A 19,337-nucleotide genomic window follows, 5' to 3' on the forward strand; every position below is an offset into this window, starting at 1 on the left:
CGGCGTTCTCCAAGCGACGGACGCCTAGGATGGATTTCTGACCTTGCCACGCGAGAGCAATGAGGGCCATTCGTGAGTTCAACAGCAGCAGTCCGACCACCTGGGCGCCGTCGCGCGGCCATCTGGATCACCCTGGGGGTGATCGTCGCTCTGGTGATCGCCTTCTTCGTCTTCGCCGGACTGTACGCGGACATCCTGTGGTACCAGCAGGTCGGTTTCCTCAACGTCCTCACCACACAGTGGTTCGGCGCGATCACGATGTTCTTCATCGGGTTCCTCGGCATGGCCGTGCCCCTGTGGCTCGCCATCCAGCTCGCATACCGGCTGCGACCGGTCTACGCCAAGCTGAACTCGCAGCTCGACCGCTACCAGCAGGTCGTCGAGCCGCTGCGCCGCCTCGCGATGTACGGCATCCCGATCGTCTTCGGCATCTTCGCCGGCGTCTCGGCGGGCAGCCGCTGGCAGACCGCGGCGATGTGGCTGAACGGCACGGCGTACGGCAAGACCGACCCGCTGTTCCACCTCGACATCGGCTTCTACCTGTTCGCGCTGCCGTTCTACCGCGGCGCCGTCGGGTTCGCATCGGCCGTGGTGCTCATCGCACTGCTGGCAACGCTCGCCACCTGCTACCTCTACGGTTCGCTGAGGGTGAGCGGGCGCGAGGTGCGCATCTCGAAGGCCGCGCGCATCCAGATCTCGGTCATCTCGGCGCTCTACCTGCTGCTGCAGGGCGTGAGCATCTGGCTGGACCGGTACGCGACCGTCACCGACTCCAACGTCAACGACATGATCAACGGTGCGGCGTACACCGACGTGAACGCCACCATCCCGGCCCGCGCGGTACTGGCCGGAGCGGCGGTCTTCGTGGCGCTGCTCTTCGTGCTGACGGCCTTCATCGGCCGCTGGCGCTTCCCGATCGTCGGAACCGCGCTGCTCATCGTCGCAGCCCTCATCGCCGGTGCGATCTACCCGTGGGTGATCCAGCGCTTCCAGGTCGAGCCGAGCCAGAAGACGCTCGAGACGCCGTTCGTGCAGAACGGCATCGACGCCACCCGGGATGCGTACGGCCTCAGCGACATCGATGTCATCCCATACAACGCCACGACGGACGTCGAGCAGGGCCAGCTGCGCCAGGACGCGCAGACCACGGCGCAGATCCGCATCATCGACCCTGCCGTCGTCAGCCCGTCGTTCCGGCAGCTGGAGCAGTTCCGTCAGTACTACGCGTTCCCGAACAACCTCGCCGTCGACCGTTACGACATCGGCGGCAAGGAACAGGATGCGGTGGTCGCGGTCCGCGAGCTGCAGCAGTCCGGCCTGACGAGCGCACGCAACTGGTACAACGACACCATCGTCTACACGCACGGCTACGGCCTCGTGGCCGCGTACGGCAACAAGCGCTCCGTCGACGGCCAGCCCGTGTTCCTGGAGTCGGGCATCCCGAGCCAGGGGTCGCTCGGCACGTACGAGCCGCGCATCTACTTCGGCCAGCAGTCGCCGACGTACTCGATCGTCGGCGGTCCGAAGGGCGGCAAGAACGTCGAGCTCGACTACCCCGGCGGCAAGGGTGACGCGCAACAGACGTACACGACGTTCAGCGGGGAGGGCGGCCCGAAGCTCGACAACATCTTCAAGCGGCTGGTCTACGCGCTCAAGTTCCAGGACGAGCAGATCGTGCTGTCCGACGCGGTCAACAACGACTCGCAGATCCTCTACGACCGCGACCCGGTCAAGCGCGTGCAGAAGGTCGCGCCGTACCTGACGCTCGACTCGCAGGCGTACCCGACGGTCGTGGACGGCCGGGTCAAGTGGGTCATCGACGGATACACCACGAGCGACCAGTACCCGTACTCGCACGTCGGCAGCCTGAGCGACGCCATCGCGGACACCGAGACGCCGAAGCCGGCATACGCCTTCGACGACATCAACTACATCCGCAACTCGGTCAAGGCCACGGTCGACGCGTACGACGGTTCCGTCACGCTCTACGCCTGGGACGCCAAGGACCCCATCCTGAAGACCTGGGAGAAGATCTACCCGGCCACGGTCAAGCCGATGAGCGACATGAGCTCGCAGCTCCTCAGCCACGTGCGCTACCCGGCGGACATGTTCAAGGTGCAGCGCTCGGTGCTCGGTCAGTACCACGTGACCGACGCGGGATCGTTCTACTCGCGGGAGGACGCGTGGACGACGCCGAACGACCCCGTGTCGTCGCCGACCGATCCCACGCTGCAGCCGCCGTACTACCTGACGATGCAGATGCCGGGTCAGAAGGCGCCGTCGTTCTCGCTGTACACGACCTTCATACCCCAGGCATCCAGCGAGTCGAGCAGGTCGGTGCTGAAGGGCTACCTGGCCGTCGACTCCGATGCGGGCTCGACGAAGGGCAAGGTCTCATCGGCCTACGGCAAGTTGAGACTCTTGACCCTGCCATCGAGCGACACGGTGCCAGGGCCTGGACAGGTGCAGAACACGTTCAACTCCGACCCGACGGTCTCCGCGCAGCTCAACCTGCTCAGACAGGGCAAGACGGACGTGATCAACGGCAACCTGCTGACGCTGCCGGTGGGTGGCGGTCTGCTCTACGTGCAGCCGGTCTACGTCAAGTCCACGGGCGAGACGAGCTACCCGCTGCTGCAGAAGGTGCTGGTGGCGTTCGGTGACAAGATCGCGTTCGAGGACACCCTGGACCAGGCGCTCGACGCGCTGTTCGGCGGTGACTCCGGTGCGACCGCCGGCGACAACAATGTGCCGCAGACCGGGGGAGGCACCGGGGGAACGGACGGAAGCACCGGAGGCGGCGGCACGGAGACCGGGTCGGGCGGCTCGGGCTCTGCGCAGAACAACCCGGCCCTGCAGCAGGCGCTCGCGCAGGCGAAGCAGGCGCTCGCCGACCGTGAGACGGCCCTGAAGGCGGGCGACTGGGCCGCGTATGGTCAAGCCGACCAGCGCCTGCAGCAGGCGCTGCAGGACGCACTCGCGGCGGAGGGCACCAGCTCCTCCAAGTAGCGGGCGGACTCCGACGGGCGGGGCGTGCATCCACGGGATGCGCGCCCCGCCCTTTTTCGTGTGCTCGGTCCTGTATGTTCAGCCGCCGTACAAAGTGTCGCGGGCGGGGACGCGCGCGAGTGGCGGATTTCCGCGACGCGCCGCCGCAAGGCCAGGAAATGCTTGCGAAAACTTTGATTGTCGACTTTACTAACAAACATGCTGGTCGATGAAGGACGGCGCTCCACCGCGAGCGAGCACAGCACGATCCCGCAGGATCGCGGCATGGTTCCCGGGCGTGCGCTGCGCCCGCGCGGCAAGGTGCTCCCCGAGCACGCCCGCAATCACAACCGCTCCCTGGTGTTGCAGACGCTGTATCGCGCCGGCCAGGTGAGCAGGGCGGACATCGCGAGGGAGACCGGCCTCACCAGGGTCACCATCTCCGACCTCGTCGGCGACCTGATCGCCGAGGGCCTGGTCATCGAGCTCGGTCAGCGGGACGATGCGCGGCCGGGCAAACCGGCCGTGCTCCTCGACATGAACAGGGCGGCGACGCAGATCGTCGGCGTCGACCTCAGCGAGCACTCCGCCTTCCGCGGCGCGGTGCTCGACATCGACGGCACGATCCTGGCGACCGCTGAGGTCGCTCTCGCCGGCAGCCACGGCGAGGAGGCCGTGGCCAAGGTACTTGGGCTCGTGGACAGGCTGGTCGGGATGACGACAGCGCCCATCCTGGGCATCGGAATCGGCTCGCCCGGCATCGTCGACCCGTCCGGAACGGTGGTCGCCGCGCCGAACCTCGGCTGGACGGACCAGCCGCTGCAGCGCCGGATCGAGGAGCGCACCGGCCTGCCGGTGTTCGTGGCGAACGACGCGAACGTCGCGGTGCTCGCCGAGCACGGCTTCGGCGGCGCGCACGGGGACATGATGCTCATCAAGGTGGGCCACGGCGTCGGCTCCGGGCTGCTCGTCGCCGGTGCTCTGGTGCTCGGCAGCAGATTCGCGGCCGGCGAGATCGGCCAGGTGATGGTCGGCACGGACGACGGCGCGGAGGCGGAGTACGACAGGGAGAAATGCCTGGAGGCCTGGCTCGCCGTGCCCCGGCTGGAATCGCGCGTCGCGGCCGCGGCGATCGCCGGAGAGCCCGTCCACCAGGTGCTGCGGGTGGCCGGGCAGCGGCTCGGCGTGGCGCTCGCGCCCATCGTCGGCGCACTGAACCTGTCCGAGGTCGTGCTCAGCGGCCCGGAGGAACTGCTCGACGGCGCGCTGATCGATGCGGTGGGAGAGACCCTGCGCAACCGCACGATGGCCGGCTTCCACTCGGACGCCACGCTCCGCATGACGAGTCAGGGCCGCGACATCGTGGTGCGCGGCTGCGTGGTCATGGTGATGTCGGCGCAGCTCGGGGTGTCCTGATGTCCCTGGTGCTCGACCGTCCGGCGACCTCGGAGGTGATCGCCCGGTCGTTCGCGTTCGCGCCGGCAGCTCAGGATGCGCTTCCCGCCTTCCGTGGGCGCTGCACGGTGGTGCGGCTGGCCACCGTCGACAACGAGCTGCTCGGCGTGCCGCGCTGGTCGACCCTCGCCGAGGCGTGGGCGGAGCCGGACTCGCCGTCCGGGCGGCAGTGGGCCGCCAACCCGGTGGTGTCGGTCGCGGAGGGCGACGACCCGCATCTGGTGCTGGCGACGCAGGCTCCGGTGGTGATCGTCGGCATCGACAACGAGCGGAGCGCGTGGGTGCGCGCCGTGGTCGACGCGGTGCGCGCATCCTGCCGGTCCGTGCTGGTGGTGGATCTCGGGCACAGGCTGACCGGTCACGCCTATGCGGACATCGCGACGTTCGGGTTCGACAGGGCGCGCGGGGGAGCGCTGCTCGACCTGCTGACCGGGGCGCACGAGCACGAGCACGCGCATGAGCTCCGGGCGGAGCGGGACGGCGCCGCTTAGAGCGCCCAGCTGACCCCGAGGGTCGACTGCATGGCGTGCTGCGCCGCGCCGCGGAAGGGCTGTTCGAGCGCGACCTTCGCGTAGCGGAAGCTGAGCGGCATGGCCGCACGCACCGGGTGCCGTGCCGCCTCTGCGCGCAGGTGGCCGATGAACTCCTCGCCGAGCTTGGGCGCCGTGCCGCCGAGCACGACGTTCGGCACATCCAGTGCGGCCCCGACGAGCAGCAGCGACCGGGCGAGCACGCGAGCGCCGAACGCGATGCGCTCGCGGGATTCCGGCGTCGCGGCGAGTCCGGCCACATCCACGGATTCCAGGTCGGTTCCGTGCGGGAGGCCGAGCAGAGCGGTGACGGAGACGACCTCTTCGAGGCAGCCGCGGTTGCCGCACGGGCAGAGCGGCGCATCCTGGCCGAACAGCACGGGCACGTGGCCGATCTCGCCTGCACGGTGGGCGGCACCGGCGAGCACGCTGCCGTCGACGATGAACGCGGCCCCGACGCCGGTGCTCAGCGACACGATCATCTGGTTGGCGCCGAACTGGTCGGAACTCGAATAGTCGGCGAGGGCTTCCGCGTCTGCGTCGTTGACCAGGTGCACGGGGGCGTCGACGATGCCCAGGAGCGCGGCGCCGAGGTCGACGTCCGTCCAGCCGAGCTGCACGGACTCCCGGATGAGCGGGCCGTCCGCGATGCCGGGCACCTGCACGCCGACGGCGACGATGGCGGCGGTGGTGGATGCGGCGAGCCTGCGCACGACGGACTGCACGTCCTCGATGGCGCCGGGCGCAGACGGGCGCTGGGACACGGTGGTCAGTTCGGCCCCGAGCAGGTTGACGACCGCGCCGCGCACGAGACCCGGCTGCACGATCACCGACAGCAGCACGTGCCGTTCCTGATCCACCTGCAGCGTCGTCGCGCGCTTGCCGCCGGTGCTCTCCGCACGCTGCCCTTCGAGGACGAGGCCGTCGGAGATCAGCCCGGAGAGGAGGGAGGACACGGTGGCGGAGGTGAGGCCGGTGCGCCGGGCGATCCCGGCGCGCGTCGCCGTGCCCCCACCGGAGAGGACGAGCTGCAGGGCGCTCCGGACGTTGCGCTCACGGATGGCGGCCTGCGTCGCCGTGCTGTGATCGTCTGCCACTGTCTTCCGCTCCTCGGTGCGCATTGCTCCCCGCTGTCGACCATAGCGAATCGGGCTCGCCCGGGATGCTGCACGGACTGGCGGGTCGCCGGGGGTGGGCGGATGATGTGGAGATGGGTTACGGACTGATGCTGGTGGATGTGCAACGCAACATGCTCGACGGCGAGACGGCGATCGAGGGTGCTGCGGCGTTCCGCGAGACCATGTCCGGGCTGCTCGAACGGGCGAGGGAGGCGCGCATCCCGATCGTCCACGTGCAGAACGACGGACGGCCGGGAGACCCGGACGAGCCGGGGACACCGGGCTGGGAGTTCGTCTTCCGACCGCTGCCAGGCGAGCCGGTGGTGCGCAAGGACGTGGCCAACACGTTCGAGTCGAACCCCGCGCTCGCCGACGTGCTGCACGCGATGGGCGTCTCCACCCTGATCGTGGCCGGGCTGCAGAGCGAGTACTGCATCCGGTCGACGGCGCTCGGCGCGCTGGAACGCGGCTTCGAGGTGATCCTGCCCGCCGACGGGCACGCCACATACGACGACGGCGAACCGGCGGAGGACATCCGTGAGCGGATCGAAATCGAGCTGACCGCCGAGGGCGTCACCATCGTGGATCTGGTGGAGGTGCGGTTCGACTGAGGCGGGCCGGCAGGGTTGCGCGGCGTCGGCGCAGGCGTCGGCGTCCGGGTGACCTCACCACCCGCCTCCGCCGCCTCCACCCCCGCCGCCTCCGGAGAAGCCGCCGCCGCTTGCGCCGCCGGTGAAGCTGCTGCCGCCCGACCCCGAGTACGACGAGACCGGCGGCGTCGTCGCGAACGGGGTGCCGTGGTACAGCGAGCTGAACGCGGCGACTTGGAGGGGGAGGAGCGCCGGGTTGGCCGAGCCGGGCATCCACTCGGGTTGGGTGGCGGTGACCTCGTAGGAGTGGGCGAGTTCGCGCATCCACTCCTTCTCGACGCCCCACACGATCGCGTACGGCAGGAGCTTCTCGTTGAGTTTGACCACGGCCGTGCCGTCGCGCGCGTCCACGCGCTCCGCGCCTTCCGGGCTCTGCAGCACGCGGAAGCGGTCGGCCTCGGCGAGGGCGAGATAGTCGCGCAGGCCGAGGAGATAGTCCCGGAGCTCGACCCCCTTCTCGGTGAGCAGGTTCGGCACGGCGCTCAGCGGGAAGACGGCGATGGTTGCGACGATCACGCCGGCGAAGCCCCATCCCAGAACGGCCGTCGTCGCGTTCTGGGTGGTCGACCAGGCGAACACGACGATCCAGGCGATGAGGATCAGCACGATGCCCAACCGGAACAGGAGCGGGAGGCGGCTTTTCGGGCGTGCCCTCAGGCCGCGTTGGGCTACCACGGTGTTCAGTGCGCCGCCGAGTCCGGCCAGGCGGTCGCCGAGAACCTGGTTCTGCGGGTCGAGCACTTCCTCGTTTCCGGGTTCCGCCGCACCGAAGACCCTGGTCAGGATGTCGCGCTCCGCGTCGTCTCTCACGGTCGCGGGGTCGGCGAGGAGGCGCAGGCCGAACGGCCGGGACTGGGAGGCGTCCGAATGGTCGATGATCGCGGCGACCCGGTTGACGGCGAAGCCGACGAGCTGGGCTGGGAGCGCGCGGTCCTCCCGCTTCAGGAGCGTGGCGGCCAGGGCGGGGAACACGCCGGGCGGAGGGGTGTACTGCGGCACGATGATGCCGCGCCCGCGCGTCGTCCGCCAGAGGACCGAACGCGCGACCAGGGCGCCCGCGACGATCAGCGCGGCGATGGCCAGCAGGATCCAGGGCAGCACGGCGAAGGGGAAGGCGTCCCTGGCGTCCGGCGGGGGAGCGAACGTCCCCGGGCGGAAGCCGACGGCGATGGTGACGTTCTGCCGGGGCGGCACCGTCGCCTGGCTCACGGAGATCACCGTCCCGTCCGGTGCGGGAGCCGACGAGATGGTGCACGGCGCGGTGCTGCCCTGCTCGCCGACGTAGCAGGACTGCTGACGGGTCAGCGCGCTCGTCAGCGCGCTGTCGAGATGGAGACGTGCGCTGACTTTGCCGAACGGTTGATCCCATCCGGTGCCGTTGACGTCCCAGTAGAACTCGTCGTCGTGCGTGTCGGCGAACGGCCGGACCACGAAGCGCTGGGTGTAGGTGATCACGTAGGTCTGGCGTCCGTGCACGTATGCATCGGCGGAGCCGATCGTGAGCCGTGCGAAGCCGTCCTGATCGTCGCGGGTGAACGGGATGGCCGTGCCGTCCGCGTCCGTGACCGAACGGACGTCGAGCCGGAGATCGGTGTGCTGATTCGACAGCGGGATGGCGCGGACGATGCCGTGGTTCTGATCGAACGACGGGAACTCGGCCACCAGCGTCTCGATGGTCGTCAGCGTCGAGTCCTTGTTCGCATCGCGCGTGAGCGTGTAGTCGGCGTCGAAGGAATCGAAGGTGAAGTCGGCGGCGTCGGCGCGGACGGGTCCGGCGGCCTGGGCGGGACCGGCGGGCTGGGCGAGACCGGCGGCGACCGCTGCCGTCGCGGACCCGGCGCCGATCAGGCCGAGCGCGACGACGGCGGCGACGACGACGGCGCGAATTCCAGGCAACCAAGACACGAGAATGAGGCTACCCGAGGGTGCTGACCGGTCGAGACGCAAAGAACAAGGCCCGGATTTCCGTGGAAATCCGGGCCTTTCTGGTTGCGGGGGCAGGATTTGAACCTACGACCTCTGGGTTATGAGCCCAGCGAGCTACCGAGCTGCTCCACCCCGCGTCACAAGAATTTACTTTAGCACCGGCCGGCGGCGAAGGGAAAATCGGGGTCGCATCCCGGGCGTGCCGCGTCGTCGGCGGCGGTCGCCGGTAGACCGATCTGTCGATGCCGTGTTTCGGGGCCGGAACCTGAGCGGCCCCGCCGGTAGAGTCGACGCAGGGAGGGCGCCCATGCCGAGTTCGCTTCAGAAGTACCGGGTCTGCGTGATCGAGGACGATCCGGATGTCGCCTTCTACATGAAGACCGTGCTGGAGAAGCGTGCGGACGCATCGGTCATCGCGATCACCGATCCGTCGAAGGCGTTGGCCGCCATCGCCGACTTCGAGCCGGACCTCGTGCTCACCGACATCGAGATGCCCGGCATCTCCGGCCTCGACCTGCTCAAGGAGCTGCGCAGCCAGTATCCCGGGATGCCCGTCGTCGTGATGACGGCGCACGTCTCTGTCGACTACGCCGTGTCCGCGCTGCGGGCGCAGGCAGACGAGTTCCTGACCAAGCCGGTCTCCTCCGCCGACCTGGTGTCCATCGTGACGCGGCTCGCCGAGCAGGGGCGCACCAAGAAGGCCGCACAGCGTCCGCAGGTGGTGCTGGCCATCGGCGCGCATCCCGACGATGTCGAGATCGGCGTCGGCGGCATCCTGTCCGCCCACCGGGATGCGGGCAACACCGTGGTCATCCTCACCATGTCGAGGGGTGCCAGGGGAGGGGATGCAGACGACAGGCAGCACGAGTCGCTGGCCTCCGCCGAGCTGCTCGGCGCCCGCCTGTTCATGGAGGACCTGGAGGACACGCAGATCTCGGCGGCCGACCCGACCGTCGGCATCATCGAGCGCGTCGTCGCCGAGGTGCAGCCGGACATCGTTTACACGCACTCCGCGCACGACCGTCACCAGGATCACCGCGCCGTGCACTCCGCGACCCTGGTGGCCACGCGGTCGGTGCGCACGGTCTGCTGCTATCAGAGCCCGTCGGCGACGATCGACTACCGGCCGACCCGGTTCGTGCCGATAGATGGTTTCACAGACGCGAAACTGCGGCTGATCGACTGCTTCCGGTCGCAGACCGAGCTCCGCTCCTACCTCGAACCCGATTTCGTGCTCGCCACGGCGCGCTACTGGTCGCGGTTCGGCGGAGGGCAGAGCTGCGAGCCGCTCGAAGTGATCAAAGACACCGCCGACATCTCGGTGCCCGCATCGTCCCTGACGACGGACGCCAGGACGAGAGCGAAAGAAATGGATAGAGGAACAGAGAAGTGACCCGTGTTCTCGTGACAGGCGCAGGCGGCCCAGCCGGTGTCGCCGTCATCCGCTCCCTGCTGGCCCGCGACGACGTGCAGGTGCTCGCCGCCGACATGGACGGCTGGGCGAGCGGCCTCTACCTCGTCGACGCCGCCGACCGGCGCATCGTGCCCGCCGGAAAGTCGGCCGGGTTCGTCGACGAACTGATCGGGATGTGCGAGGCGGACGGCATCGACGTCCTGTTCTCGACGGTCGACGTCGAATTGCCCGGCCTCGCAGCCCGGCGCGACGACCTGCTCGCCGTCGGAACAGCGCTCGCCGCCCCCAGCATCGAGACGCTGACCGTCTGCCTCGACAAGTACCTGCTCGCCGAGCGCTGCGCCGGGTCGCTCGCCGTTCCGGAGACGCGGCTGCTGAACGCGGACGGCGTCGCGCACGACTGGACGTTCCCCGTCATCATCAAGCCGCGCAGCGGGGCGGGCTCCCGCGGCGTGCGACTCATCCCCGACCGCGAGACGCTCGAGTCGCTCGGCACGGACGAGAGCATCCTGATCCAGGAGAACCTGCCCGGCGACGAGTTCTCCGTCGACGTGCTCGCCGCACTCGACGGCAGCGTGATCGCCGCCGTTCCCCGCTCGCGCGAACGCGTCGACTCCGGGGTGTCCATCGCCGGACGCACGGTGAAGCGCGACGAGCTCTCCCGCACGGCGGCCGACGTGGCGCGCGCGATCGGGCTCACCGGTGTGGCGAACGTGCAGCTGCGGTACAGCACGGCGGGCATCCCGGCCCTGCTGGAGGTGAACCCGCGCTTCCCCGGCGCGATGCCGCTCACCATCGCCGCCGGCGTCGACATGCCGTCGCTGCTGCTCGACCTGGTCACCGGGGTCGGCGCACCCGCCACCGTCGACTTCGTCGAGCTGGCGAACGTGCGCTTCCTCGAAGACGTGTTCCTCGACCCGTCCGACGTCCTCGTGTCCGAGAACGCCGCCCACGCGGAAGGCCCGGGCGAGGAGTGACGACGGCCCCGCGCGAGCTGCTGCTCGGCGACTACCACGTCCACTCCACCTTCTCCGACGACGCGGTCAGCACTCTCGCGGAGAACCTCGCCGCCGCGGAGGCGGCCGGTCTCCGCGAGCTGCGGCTGATCGACCACGTGCGGGCGTCGACCACCTGGGTGCCCGAGTTCGTCCGCGCCGTCGCGGCCGAGCGCATCCCGAGCGGTCTCACGGTGTTCACGGGGGTGGAGACGAAGCTGCTGGATGCGTCCGGCGCCATCGACACGCCGCCCGGCCTGATCGTCGGAGGCGACGGCGGGGTCGACGCCATCGTGATCGGCGACCACCAGTTCCCCGGCACGGACGGCCCGTGGTCGCCGCGCGAGACGACAGAGCGCCTAGCGGCGGGACTCTCGGCGGACGACGCACTGGATCAGCTGGTCACAGCGAGCATCCTGGCCATGCAGCGCACGCCGAACGCGCAGCTGGCGCACTGGTTCTCGATCCTGCCCAAGGTGGGCCTGTCGGAGGACCAGCTGGGCGCCGACCGGCTCTCCGCCTGGGCGGAGGCGGCGGCACGCACGGGCACGATCGTCGAGGTCAACGAGAAGTGGGCGTGCCCCGGTCCGGAGGCGGTCGCGGCCCTGATCGCGGCCGGTGCACGCCTCGTCGCGTCGACGGACAGCCACGACGCGGCGGACGTCGGCCGCTACGAACGTGTGGCGTACATCCTGGACGACGCCTATCGTCGTCCCCAGGACGACGTCGAACGAGCACGAGAACGAGCACGAGCAGCAGGGGAGGAGGACCGATGAGTCCCATCCAGATCGACAGTGAGACGTACGACGAGATCCAGCGCGAGATCGACGCGAACAAGCGCTGGGAGTTCCGTCTGCTGCCGTACGCGGGGATCGCGCTGGTCGTGCTGGCGGCGATCGTCGTGGTGCGCACGGTGTTCCTCACGTGAGCAGCGCAGGCGTTCCGAGGGTCGTCATCGCCGATGACGACGACGACATCCGCGGGCTGATGCAGATCGCCGCGCGCCGCGCGGGCGTCGAGGTGGTCGCGGCCGTCGACAACGGACCGGCGGCGCTCGACGCCGTGCGGGCGGGCGGGATCGACCTCGTGGTCCTCGACATCTCGATGCCGGGGATGAACGGGGTGGAGGTGGCAGAGGCCGTCAGGGCCGATCCCGTCGCCAGTGCGACGCTCATCCTGATGGTCTCCGCGTCCGTGCAGCTGCTCACCGACCACGGCGTCGTCGCCGAACGATCGGACAGCTTCATCATCAAGCCGTTCAGCCCCAAGGTCCTCACCGCGCGGATCCGGGAGATGCTCGGGATGGAGGCGACGGTATGACCCTCGATCGCTGGCTCGGCAGGATCTCGCTCGACTCTCCCACCCCGTTCGTCAAGCAGCTTCCGACGATCATCGGCTTCCTGATCGCCATCGGCGTCATCCTGCTCCCGGTGAGCCCGTGGCCGACGGAGCCGCTCTACTTCACCATCGGCGTCGTGCTCGCCGCCCTGGCGAGCATTCTGTCGTTCGCCCTTCCGTGGAAGAAGATCCGCACGGAGTGGTCGATCCTCATCCCGGTGGTGTCGCTGATCGCGGTCGGACTGTTCCGTCTGGGGACGGGCGGGTCGACCTCGCCGTACGGCGCACTACTGCTGCTGCCGTTCGTGTGGATCGCGACGGAGGAGGGCAGGATCAACGCCGTGATCGCGGCGCTCGGCACGTTCCTCGTGCTCCTCGCCCCGCTCATCTCGACCTCGGTGCCCAGCACGGTCGGCGACCTGGTGCGCGCGTTCTTCTCCCCGCTGATCTACATGATCGTCGCCGTCGTGATCAACGAGATCGCGCACAGGGTGAGGGTGCAACTCGCCGCAGCGAACGAGGCGGCGAAGCTCCGCAAGGAACTGCTCGAGCAGGCGGTGCGCGCCCAGGACGAGCTGGTGCTCAACGAGGCTCGCCTCAAGACGGCCAACCGGCTCATTCAGAGCATCTGGAACGCCGTCACGGAGCAGTCCGTGATCGGCACGGACCTCGACGGGCTGATCGACGTCTGGAACCCCGGCGCGGAGAAGATGCTCGGACTGACCGAGAAGCAGGCGCTCGACGGCCGGCGCCACATCATCGACTTCCACCTGGCCTCCGAGCTGGAGGAGCGCCTGCGCGCGATGGACGCGCGCGTGCAGACCGTGTCCAGCGCAGAGGACTTCTCCGCCCTGGTGGATGCTGTCCGCTCCGGCTACGCGGACGTGCGCGACTGGACCTACGTGCGCCCGGACGGCAAGCAGGTGCCCGTGCAGGTGGCCGCGACCCCGCGCCTGGACGAGAACGGCCACAGGGTCGGCTTCATCTTCGTGGCGACGGACATGACCCAGGCACGCGAGTTCGCGCGCCTCAAGGACGAGTTCGTCGGCCTCATCTCGCACGAGCTGCGCACGCCGCTCAGCTCGATCCTCGGCTATCTGGAACTGATGCGCGACGACGAGGACGACCCGCTCTCGCAGGAGCAGCTGCAGTACCTCGGCGTCGCGGAGCGCAACGCGCACCGCCTGCTGCGGCTGGTCGGCGACCTGCTGTTCACGGCGCAGGTGGAGTCCGGCCGGTTCCCGCTGGAGCACAAGGACGTCGACCTCGGCCCGCTGATCGCGGCCTCCGTCGAGTCGGCCGGCCCCGTGGCGGCCAACGCCGGGATCACCCTGGCCGCCGAGTTCCCGGATGAGCCGGTGACGATGTTCGGCGACCCTGTGCGCATCGGCCAGTCCGTCGACAACCTCGTCTCCAACGCCATCAAGTTCACCCCGTCCGGCGGCACGGTCACCGTGACGCTGTCCAGGGACGGAGGGGATGCGGTGATCGCGGTCAGCGACACCGGCATCGGGATCCCGGCCGTCGAGCTCGGGCAGCTGTCCAACCGGTTCTTCCGCGCATCCACCGCCACCCGCAACGCGGTGCCGGGCGTCGGACTGGGATTGACGATCACGAAGGCCATCGTCACCGCCCACGGCGGGAGCATCGACATCGCCAGCGAGGAGGGCGTCGGCACCACCATCAGCCTGCGCCTGCCGCTCGAGGTCACGACGGATGCGGTGGTCGAGGGAGGCCGATGATGGACGAGGCTCAGACGGTCACCGTCGCCGTGGTGCAGTTCACGCCCACCGACGACAGGGTGCACAACCGGGACGCGGTCGCCGCGTTCGTCGCGGTCGCGGCGGGCCGTGGGGCGCGGCTGGTGGTGTTCCCGGAGTACTCGTCGTACTTCGAGCATCCACTGGGCTCCGGCTTCGCACGCAACGCCGAGCCGCTCGACGGCGCGTTCGTCGGGGCGCTGGTCGAGGCCGCGCGCGAGCACCAGGTGTTCGTGATCGCCGGGCTGGTGGAGAGCACGGAGGACAAGCACCGGTTCTCCAACACGCTCGTCGCCGTCTCCCCGGACGGCGACGTGGTCGCCACCTACCGCAAGCAGCACCTCTACGACGCGTTCGGCGCGAGCGAGTCGGAGTGGGTGGTCCCCGGAGCGCTCGACGCACCACAGACGTTCGACGCCGACGGGATCACGGTCGGGATGCAGACCTGTTACGACCTGCGCTTCCCCGAAGTCACCAGGCGCCTGGCCGACGCGGGGGCCCAGCTGGTGCTCGTGCCGGCCGAGTGGGTGCGGGGGCCGCTGAAGGAGCAGCACTGGCGCACGCTGATCGCCGCGCGCGCCATCGAGAACACGCTGTACGTCGCAGCGGCCGACCACGCGCCGCCGATCGGCGTCGGGTCGAGCACCGTCGTGGACCCGATGGGCGTCGCGCTCGCGACGATCGGGGAGACCACCGGAGTGGCCGTCGCCGAGGTCGACGCCGAACGCGTGCGCTCCGTCCGGGAGCTCAATCCGGCCCTCGCGCTCCGTCGCTACCGGGTGGAGCCGATCGACTGACGCGCGCCGCGGCGCACGCCCCGTTCGGTCAGCGTCGCGGCCCGGTCAGCGTCGCAGCCCGGCGAGCTGGGCGGCCGCCCGCTCGAGCACCTCGGTGCGCTTGCAGAACGCGAACCGGACGAGGGATGCGGTCCGCGCCCGGTACTCGTCCGTGCAGAAGGCGGAGAGCGGCACGGCCACCACCCCGGCGAGGTGCGGCAGTTCGCGGCAGAACCGCACGGCGTCGTCGAAGCCGAGCGGGGCGGCGTCCGCCACCACGAAGTACGTTCCGTCGGAGTTCGCGACACCGAAGCCGGCCTCGCGCAGGCCGGCCGACAGCAGGTCCTTCTTGCTCCGGAGGGTCTCTGCGATGCCGGTGAAGTAGTCGTCGCTCAGCCGGAGCCCGGCCGCGATGGCCGGCTGGAAGGGTGCGCCGTTCACGTAGGTGAGGAACTGCTTCACGGCGAGGATCGCGGTGACGAGCTCGGCCGGGGCGGTGAGCCAGCCGATCTTCCAGCCCGTGGTGTTGAACGTCTTCCCTCCCGACGAGATCGTCACCGTGCGCTCCCGTGCCCCGGGCAGCGTGGCGATGGGGACGTGGGGGAGACCGAAGGTGAGGTGCTCGTACACCTCGTCAGTGACGATGACGGCGTCGTGCTCGTGCGCCAGCTCGACGATCGTGCGCAGCACCTCGGCGCCGAGCACCGTGCCCGTCGGGTTGTGCGGCGTGTTCACGAGGATGATCCTGGTGCGGTCGGTGACCGCATCGCGCAGCTCGTCGAGGTCGGGCTGGAAGTCGGGCAGCCGCAGCGGCACCGTCCGGTGCCTGCCGTCCGCCAGGCCGATGAGGCCGCCGTACGCGTCGTAGTACGGCTCGAAGGTGACGACCTCGTCTCCCGGCTGCAGCAGGGCGAGCAGGGTGGCGGCGATGGCCTCCGTCGCCCCAGCTGTCACCAGCACCTCGCGGTCCGGGTCGACGGTGAGGCCGTAGAAGCGCTGCTGGTGCTCGGCGATGGCGAGCCGCAGCTCGGGGATGCCGATGCCCGGCGGGTACTGGTTCCTGCCGTCCCGGATGGCGGAGACGGCGACGTCGAGGACCTCGGCGGGCCCGTCCTCATCCGGGAAGCCCTGGCCGAGGTTGATCGCGCCGGTGCGCACGGCGAGCGCGCTCATCTCGGCGAACACCGTCGAGGCGATCGTCCCGTCCGCCCCGAGCAGCCCGGCGCCGCTCGCCGCCCGTCTCCACGCGCCTGGCACCGTCATGGTCACGTCCTCTCGCCGTCCTGCCTCCCAACCTACGGGGTGTCGGTCACCGGATGCATTCGGTACGTTGTGCAGAGTCATTGACAGGCAGTAGCTCGTCCACAGGGGCCGCAAATAGAACACCCAGGTTCGCATCCCAAGCTGTCAGTGCTTGGAAGGAGCAACACCATGACTGACACCCCGATCACTCCGGAGCCCGCGAAGGCCCAGCACGACGCCGACACCGAGTCGGTCGTGGGCGCTGCAGCCGAGACTCCCGCCGCAGCAGAGAACCAGGCGCCGGCCGCGCCCGCCGAGTCGGCGGAGACCGCAGCACCGGCGGCCCCCGCGGCGCCCGCCGCCCCCGCCGCTGGCACGCCCGCTTGGGAGGCGCCCGCCGCCGCCGAGACGGCACCCGCAGCACCGGCCGCGGCCGCCGCAGAGCAGCCGACGGGCGCTCAGCCCACCGCGCAGCAGCCGACGGCTCCCGTCGCACCGGCCGCGCACACCACGCAGCCGACGCAGCCCGTCCCGCCGCAGCCGTACGGCCAGCAGCCGACCGCGCAGCAGCCGACGGCGCAGCAGCCCAACTACGGCAACGGCGCATTCGGCCAGCCCGCATACCAGGGCGTGCCGCAGCAGCCGTACGCCCCGCACACCCAGCAGGGCCCGTACGCCACGGCCCCCGGCGTCGCGGCCGCAGACAAGCCGGCCAAGAAGCGCAACACCGGCATGATCATCGCCACCCTCGCGATCGGCGCCCTCATCGGCGGCGTCGCCGGAGCGGGAGCCGGTGTCGGCATCTACGCGGCCACCAGCTCCAACAACGCCACGATCAAGACCGTCTCCGGCCCGCAGAACATCACGGTCAACGACGCGAACAACGCCACGACGGTCACCGCCGTCGCCGCGAAGGCGTCCCCGAGCGTGGTCACCATCTCGGTGACCGGGTCGAGCGAGGGAGGCACGGGCTCCGGCATCGTCCTCACCTCCGACGGCTACGTCCTCACCAACACGCACGTCGTGACCCTCGACGGCCAGGCATCCAACGTGACCGTCAGCGTCCAGGACAACGACGGCAAGATCTACACGGCCAAGATCGTCGGCACGGACCCGACGACTGACCTCGCCGTGATCAAGCTGGACGGCGCATCCGGGATGACCCCGATGAAGTTCGCCGACTCCAGCAAGCTGAACGTCGGGGACACCGCCGTGGCCATCGGCGCGCCGCTCGGCCTGTCCGGCACCGTCACCGACGGCATCGTCAGCGCACTCAACCGCAGCATCAGCATCGCGTCGTCCGCCGCCCCCAAGTCGGGAGACGACTCGTCCGGCGGCAGCGGGGGAGACAACAACGGCAACCCGTGGAACTTCGACTTCCCCGGCCAGGGCGGCTCCGGTCAGCAGCAACAGCAGCAGCAGCAGGCGACCGCGACCATCTCGCTGCCGGTCATCCAGACCGACGCCGCGATCAACCCAGGCAACTCGGGCGGCGCCCTGCTGAACAGCAAGGGCGAGCTGATCGGCGTCAACGTCGCCATTGCCAGCGCGAGCGGTTCGTCGTCCAGCGGCAGCCAGTCGGGCAGCATCGGCGTCGGCTTCGCCATCCCGGCGAACCTCGCAGAGCGCGTCTCGCAGGAGATCATCAAGAACGGTTCGGCGACGCACGGCCTGCTGGGCGCATCCGTCACCGACTCGTCCTCCGACGCCAAGTCGAAGAACGTCGGCGCCATCATCAAGGAGGTCACCTCCGGAGGAGCGGCAGCCGCTGCCGGGCTGAAGGCGGGAGACGAGGTCGTGAACTTCAACGGCCTGCCGATCACGAGCGCGACCGACCTCACGGCTCAGGTCCGCGCCCTCGCGGCCGGTGCCAAGGCGGACGTGACGTACATCCGCGACGGCCAGACCAAGACGACCACGGTCACGCTGGGTTCCCTCCCGGCGAGCTGATCGCCACCAGCGCCACCACGAGGCCGTCCCGCAGCAGCGGGGCGGCCTCGTGCCGTGCGAGGGTGCGGTTCCCAGGCGCGGCGATCCACGGCTGATAAGCTCGATTGACCCGAAAACGACGAATGGAACCGATGCCGGACAACACTGTGCACACCCTTCCCGGTGTCTCGTACGTGATGCCCGTTCTGAACGAAGTCACTCACGTGCGGGCGGCCGTCGACAGCCTCCTCGCGCAGGACTACGCAGGACCGTTCGAGGTGACCGTCGCCCTCGGCCCGAGCATGGACGGCACCACGGAGCTCGTCGAAGAGCTCGCGGCGATCGACAACCGCATCCACATCGTCGAGAACGTCGTCGGCTCCACGCCGGCCGGGCTCAACCTGGCCATCCGGCAGTCGCACTACCCGGTGGTCATCCGGGTGGATGCGCACTCGGTGCTTCCCCCCGACTACGCCCGCATCGCGGTCGAGACCATCCTGGAGACGGGCGCAGACAACGTCGGCGGCCTGATGGATGCGCAGGGCACCACCCCGTTCGAGCGCGCCGTCGCGCGCGCATACGGCAGCCGCATCGGCCTGGGCGGCACCAAGCTGCACGTCGGAGGCGAGGCAGGACCGGCCGAGACCGTCTACCTCGGCGTGTTCCAGCGCGACCGGCTTCTCGAAGTCGGCATGTTCGACGAGGACATCAAGCGCGGGCAGGACTGGGAGCTCAACCGCCGCCTGCGCTCCACCGGGGGGACGGTGTGGTTCACCCCGCGCCTCAAGGTCACGTACCGTCCGCGGCCCAACCTGTACCGGCTGGCCAGGCAGTTCGTCTCCACCGGCGTGTGGCGCGGGGAGCTGGCGCGCCGCTTCCCGGCCGCGAACGGGCTGCGCTACTTCGCGCCACCGCTGATGGTGGTCGCCGTGGCCGTCGGGCTGCTCCTCGGCATCGCCGGCATCGTGCAGGCCATCGTGGGGGCTGCACCGTGGCTGCTCATCGGTTTCGCGATCCCCGCGTTCTACGTGCTCATCGTGCTCGTCTCCGCGCTGGTCTGGGGGCGCTCTCTGCTGGCAGGGCCGGACGGCGGCTTTCGTTCGTTCTTGTGGTTTCTCGTAGTCTTGCCGTGCATCCATTTCTGCTGGGGGAGCGGGTTCATCCTCGGATACCTGTCGCTCACCCGGAACATCACTGCCCACACGGGAAGGTAGCC

Annotated in this window: 16 protein-coding genes and 1 tRNA gene; 13 read left to right on the plus strand and 4 right to left on the minus strand. The window is 69.7% G+C overall.

What is annotated here, in order from left to right; translation table 11 throughout:
* The first annotated feature begins 72 nt into the window (after nt 1–72).
* The 3 genes from B7438_RS10185 (at nt 73) to B7438_RS10195 (ending at nt 4,934) form a co-directional block, all read left to right on the plus strand.
* The gene (locus B7438_RS10185; protein ID WP_179150779.1) at nt 73–3,009 is read left to right on the plus strand and encodes a UPF0182 family protein; all 2,937 of its coding nucleotides are present in this window, start codon (nt 73–75) and stop codon (nt 3,007–3,009) included.
* Nucleotides 3,010–3,207: 198 nt separating this feature from the next.
* The gene (locus B7438_RS10190; protein WP_085369447.1) at nt 3,208–4,404 is read left to right on the plus strand and encodes an ROK family transcriptional regulator; all 1,197 of its coding nucleotides are present in this window, start codon (nt 3,208–3,210) and stop codon (nt 4,402–4,404) included.
* A complete protein-coding gene (locus B7438_RS10195) occupies nt 4,404–4,934 on the plus strand; it encodes a hypothetical protein (RefSeq protein ID WP_085369448.1) in 531 nt (176 codons plus the stop codon). The genes B7438_RS10190 and B7438_RS10195 overlap by 1 nt, the downstream gene beginning before the upstream one ends.
* On the opposite strand, the gene B7438_RS10200 is transcribed toward B7438_RS10195, so the two are convergent.
* A complete protein-coding gene (locus tag B7438_RS10200; protein WP_085369538.1) occupies nt 4,931–6,070 on the minus strand; it encodes an ROK family transcriptional regulator in 1,140 nt (379 codons plus the stop codon). The two genes, B7438_RS10195 and B7438_RS10200, sit on opposite strands and share 4 nt — an antisense overlap.
* Nucleotides 6,071–6,183: 113 nt before the next feature.
* Between B7438_RS10200 and B7438_RS10205 the strand changes: the two genes are divergently transcribed.
* Nucleotides 6,184–6,702, plus strand: coding sequence for an isochorismatase family protein (locus B7438_RS10205; protein WP_179150780.1), 519 nt, complete (start codon nt 6,184–6,186; stop codon nt 6,700–6,702).
* Between the two features lie 54 nt (nt 6,703–6,756).
* Here the strand turns inward: B7438_RS10205 and B7438_RS10210 are convergent, their stop codons facing one another.
* On the minus strand, nt 6,757–8,646 hold the full coding sequence (locus B7438_RS10210; protein ID WP_179150781.1) for a DUF2207 domain-containing protein: 1,890 nt from the start codon (nt 8,644–8,646) through the stop codon (nt 6,757–6,759).
* 81 nt (nt 8,647–8,727) lie between these two features.
* Nucleotides 8,728–8,804, minus strand: a tRNA-Met gene (locus tag B7438_RS10215).
* A 170-nt stretch (nt 8,805–8,974) separates the two neighbouring features.
* On the opposite strand from B7438_RS10215, the gene B7438_RS10220 reads away from it, so the two are divergent.
* The 7 genes from B7438_RS10220 to B7438_RS10245 are packed head-to-tail and all read left to right on the plus strand — an operon-like array spanning nt 8,975 to nt 14,971.
* A complete protein-coding gene (locus tag B7438_RS10220; RefSeq protein WP_085369451.1) occupies nt 8,975–10,060 on the plus strand; it encodes a response regulator in 1,086 nt (361 codons plus the stop codon).
* A complete protein-coding gene (locus tag B7438_RS10225; RefSeq protein WP_085369452.1) occupies nt 10,057–11,058 on the plus strand; it encodes an ATP-grasp domain-containing protein in 1,002 nt (333 codons plus the stop codon). Before B7438_RS10220 ends, B7438_RS10225 begins: the two co-directional genes overlap by 4 nt.
* On the plus strand, nt 11,055–11,852 hold the full coding sequence (locus B7438_RS10230; protein ID WP_085369453.1) for a PHP domain-containing protein: 798 nt from the start codon (nt 11,055–11,057) through the stop codon (nt 11,850–11,852). The genes B7438_RS10225 and B7438_RS10230 overlap by 4 nt, the downstream gene beginning before the upstream one ends.
* The gene (locus B7438_RS20530) at nt 11,849–12,004 is read left to right on the plus strand and encodes a hypothetical protein (protein WP_168689167.1); all 156 of its coding nucleotides are present in this window, start codon (nt 11,849–11,851) and stop codon (nt 12,002–12,004) included. The genes B7438_RS10230 and B7438_RS20530 overlap by 4 nt, the downstream gene beginning before the upstream one ends.
* Complete coding sequence (locus tag B7438_RS10235) at nt 12,001–12,396, plus strand: two-component system response regulator (protein WP_256921967.1); 396 nt, start codon at nt 12,001–12,003, stop codon at nt 12,394–12,396. Before B7438_RS20530 ends, B7438_RS10235 begins: the two co-directional genes overlap by 4 nt.
* On the plus strand, nt 12,393–14,156 hold the full coding sequence (locus B7438_RS10240; protein WP_085369454.1) for a cell wall metabolism sensor histidine kinase WalK: 1,764 nt from the start codon (nt 12,393–12,395) through the stop codon (nt 14,154–14,156). The genes B7438_RS10235 and B7438_RS10240 overlap by 4 nt, the downstream gene beginning before the upstream one ends.
* The gene (locus B7438_RS10245) at nt 14,156–14,971 is read left to right on the plus strand and encodes a carbon-nitrogen hydrolase family protein (RefSeq protein WP_143465783.1); all 816 of its coding nucleotides are present in this window, start codon (nt 14,156–14,158) and stop codon (nt 14,969–14,971) included. Before B7438_RS10240 ends, B7438_RS10245 begins: the two co-directional genes overlap by 1 nt.
* Nucleotides 14,972–15,016: 45 nt before the next feature.
* Here B7438_RS10245 and B7438_RS10250 read toward each other — a convergent pair whose 3' ends face one another.
* Nucleotides 15,017–16,213 (minus strand): pyridoxal phosphate-dependent aminotransferase, encoded by a 1,197-nt coding sequence (locus B7438_RS10250; protein WP_085369456.1) that lies wholly within the window; start codon nt 16,211–16,213, stop codon nt 15,017–15,019.
* Nucleotides 16,214–16,381: 168 nt separating this feature from the next.
* Between B7438_RS10250 and B7438_RS10255 the strand changes: the two genes are divergently transcribed.
* Both B7438_RS10255 and B7438_RS10260 read left to right on the plus strand, forming a co-directional pair.
* Complete coding sequence (locus tag B7438_RS10255; RefSeq protein ID WP_085369457.1) at nt 16,382–18,142, plus strand: S1C family serine protease; 1,761 nt, start codon at nt 16,382–16,384, stop codon at nt 18,140–18,142.
* Nucleotides 18,143–18,273: 131 nt separating this feature from the next.
* A complete protein-coding gene (locus B7438_RS10260) occupies nt 18,274–19,335 on the plus strand; it encodes a glycosyltransferase family 2 protein (RefSeq protein ID WP_085369458.1) in 1,062 nt (353 codons plus the stop codon).
* The last annotated feature ends 2 nt before the right edge of the window (nt 19,336–19,337 follow it).

Origin of the sequence: Leifsonia sp. NCR5 (assembly GCF_002105485.1) — a bacterium.
GTDB lineage: Bacteria > Actinomycetota > Actinomycetes > Actinomycetales > Microbacteriaceae > Leifsonia.